The organism is Streptomyces sp. ATCC 21386, from assembly GCF_018728545.1.
GTDB lineage: Bacteria > Actinomycetota > Actinomycetes > Streptomycetales > Streptomycetaceae > Streptomyces.
This window is the reverse complement of record NZ_JAAVVL010000001.1, coordinates 3976422-3978468: the sequence shown is the minus strand read 5'-3', so window position 1 is coordinate 3978468 and position 2047 is coordinate 3976422. Positions and strand designations below refer to the sequence as shown.

Annotated in this window: 2 protein-coding genes and 1 pseudogene; 1 reads left to right on the top strand and 2 read right to left on the bottom strand. The window is 71.7% G+C overall.

Annotated features, from left to right (window positions below):
- Positions 1-38: 38 nt before the first annotated feature.
- The gene (locus GWK25_RS17425) at positions 39-1208 is read right to left on the bottom strand and encodes a thiolase family protein (RefSeq protein ID WP_215451115.1); all 1170 of its coding nucleotides are present in this window, start codon (positions 1206-1208) and stop codon (positions 39-41) included.
- A gap of 111 nt (positions 1209-1319) precedes the next feature.
- Between GWK25_RS17425 and GWK25_RS17420 the strand changes: the two genes are divergently transcribed.
- A complete protein-coding gene (locus GWK25_RS17420) occupies positions 1320-1790 on the top strand; it encodes a helix-turn-helix domain-containing protein (RefSeq protein WP_215451114.1) in 471 nt (156 codons plus the stop codon).
- A 103-nt stretch (positions 1791-1893) separates the two neighbouring features.
- On the opposite strand, the pseudogene GWK25_RS43515 reads toward GWK25_RS17420, so the two are convergent.
- Positions 1894-2047 (bottom strand): annotated as a pseudogene (locus GWK25_RS43515) (cupin); the annotation flags it as partial.

Sequence of the window (2047 nt, the reverse complement as noted above, 5' to 3'; positions counted from 1 at the left end):
CCCCGACACGACCGGCCCCACCTCACACGGCCGCCACCTCAAACGGCTTCCAGCACCATCGCGTTGGCGAGCCCACCCGCCTCGCACATGGTCTGCAACGCATAGCGAGCGCCGCGCTCCCGCATCGCGTGCACCAGCGTCGTCGTGAGCCGAGTCCCGCTGGCCCCCAGGGGGTGCCCCAGCGCGATGGCACCGCCGTGGACGTTGACCTTGTCCAGGTCGGCGCCCGTCTCCTGCTGCCAGGCGAGCACGACACTGGCGAACGCCTCGTTGACCTCGAAGAGATCGATGTCGTCGAGGCCCAGCCCCGCGCGGCGCAGCACCTTCTCGGTGGCGGGGACGACCCCCGTGAGCATCAGCAGCGGATCCGAGCCGGTGACGGCGAAGGAGTGCAGCCGGGCGAGGGGGCGCAGCCCCAGCCGCGCCGCCGTCTCGCCGGACGTGACGAGGACGGCAGACGCCCCGTCGTTGACGGGGCTGGCGTTCCCCGCGGTGATGCTCCACTCGATCTGCGGGAACCGCTCGGCGAAGGCGGGGTCGTGGTAGGCGGGCCTGAGTCCGGCCAGGATCTCGAGCGTGCTGCCGGGCCGTACGCACTCGTCGCGGGTCACCCCGTCCAGCGGCGCGACCTCGGCGTCGAAGAGGCCGCCCACCCAGGCTGCCGCGGCCCTGCGATGGGACGACACCGCGAACTCGTCCATCCGCTCCCGCCCGATCGACCACTTCGCGGCGATCAGCTCGGCGCTGATGCCCTGGGGCACGAGCCCCTCCGGGTAGCGCGCGGCGACCCCCGGTCCGAACGGGTCGGCGCCGGGCGGCACGTTGGACCACATCGGCACCCGGCTCATCGACTCCACCCCGCAGGCGACGACCAGGTCGTACGCCCCCGACATGACGCCCTGGGCGGCGAAGTGCACGGCCTGCTGGGAGGAGCCGCACTGCCGGTCGACCGTGGTAGCGGGGACGGTCTCCGGGAAGCCCGCCGCGAGGACGGCGTAGCGGGTGGTGTTCATGGCCTGCTCGCCCACCTGGTCGACGGTGCCGCCGATGACGTCGTCGATCAGCGCAGGATCGACGCCGGAGCGGTCGACGAGGGCGCGCAGGGTGTGGGCGAGGAGGTCGACGGGGTGGACATGGGCGAGTGCGCCATTCGGCTTCCCCTTGCCCAGGGGCGTGCGTACGGCTTCGACGATCACGGCGTCACGCATGGGTCGGGCCTCCACGACTGTCAGAAGCAGGGGATCTACCTGTGAGTAGGAATTTCAAACTCACCATAGTCCTGGAAGTTGGAAAAACAAACCCTCCCCTAGAATGGGCGCATGCCCGCCTCCGGAGATCCGCGCCCCTGTTCCATCGCCGACACCCTGGCGATCGTCGGCGAGAAGTACTCCCTGCTGGTCCTGCGTGAGGTCTGCCTCGGCAACGGCCGCTTCGACCAGCTGGTCCGCAACATCGGGGCACCGCGCGACGTGCTGGCGACCCGGCTGAGGCGCCTGGTGGACGCGGGCGTCCTGGCCAAGCACGTCTACAACGAGCGCCCCCGGCGCTTCGAGTACCGGCCCACCCAGGCGGGACTCGAACTGGAGCCGGTCCTGATGACCCTCATGGCGTGGGGCGACCGCCATCTCCGCACGGACGACGACCGCCCCATGGTGATCGAGCACGCCTGCGGCCAGACCCTGGTCCCGGCGGTCACCTGCACGGCCTGCGGCACAGAGGTCAGCCACGGGAACCTCAGGGCCCACCCCCAGACCCCGGGCTGGTCGGTGAAGGGCCCGACGGCCCTCTGAGCGCCCCGAAGGGGCGCGGGGAACTGCGCGACAAGCCACGGACAACCCGCAGCCACCACAGCGCCCCGCCACACCACAGCGCCCGCGAGCTCCGAGGCGCCCCTCAGTCCCCCGTGTAGACGTCCAACCGCCCACACATCCCGAACTTCCCACGCACCGCAGGCTCTTCGGCCCACACCCCGGCCTCGGCCAGATGGGACACATCCCCGCGCTCCAGCCGGCCCAGCTGCTCCCCGGTCGCCGCGGCAGCGGCCCGC